Annotated in this window: 2 pseudogenes; one reads left to right on the top strand and one right to left on the bottom strand. The window is 65.2% G+C overall.

The window, feature by feature from the left end:
• Window positions 1–256, bottom strand: a pseudogene (locus IU459_RS37620) (ISAzo13 family transposase); the annotation flags it as partial.
• 59 nt (window positions 257–315) lie between these two features.
• Between IU459_RS37620 and IU459_RS37615 the strand changes: the two are divergent.
• Window positions 316–460, top strand: a pseudogene (locus IU459_RS37615) (transposase); the annotation flags it as partial.

Raw genomic sequence — 460 nt, 5'->3', positions numbered from 1 at the left:
GGGGCTTGCGACCCGCGCCAGGAGCCCGGATGCGCTGGGTCGGTGCGGTAGTCGCGGTCAGTTCGGAGATACCGCGCGTGACGGTGGCAGTGCTGGCGCCGGAGGCGGCGGCCACCACGGTAATCCCACCGTGGCCCATCGCAATCGCCTCGCTGGCCAGGTAGAGCCGGCGACGGCGTTCATCCAGATGCGGCAGGAGCCGTTCGAACTTGACCCGCAACTCAGCAGCGGATAGACAATCTCGCGGACGACACATACCCAAGTTTCCCGCCGCCACCCGGCACGTCGACCCAAAGATCAACTCCAACAGTATTTTACGGACAAGCCCCCGGCCGTACGGAGAATTGCCAGATCGGGGTGTTTCTGGCGTACGCGTCCAAGCACGGCCACGCTCTGATCGACCGTGAACTCTATGTTCCCGAGTCGTGGACAGCGGATCGAGACCGCTGTCGCGCCGCCG

This window comes from Nocardia amamiensis (genome assembly GCF_015477605.1).
Lineage (GTDB): Bacteria > Actinomycetota > Actinomycetes > Mycobacteriales > Mycobacteriaceae > Nocardia > Nocardia amamiensis_A.
The sequence above is the reverse complement of the archived record's forward strand: the minus strand, read 5'-3'. Positions and strand labels throughout refer to the sequence as shown.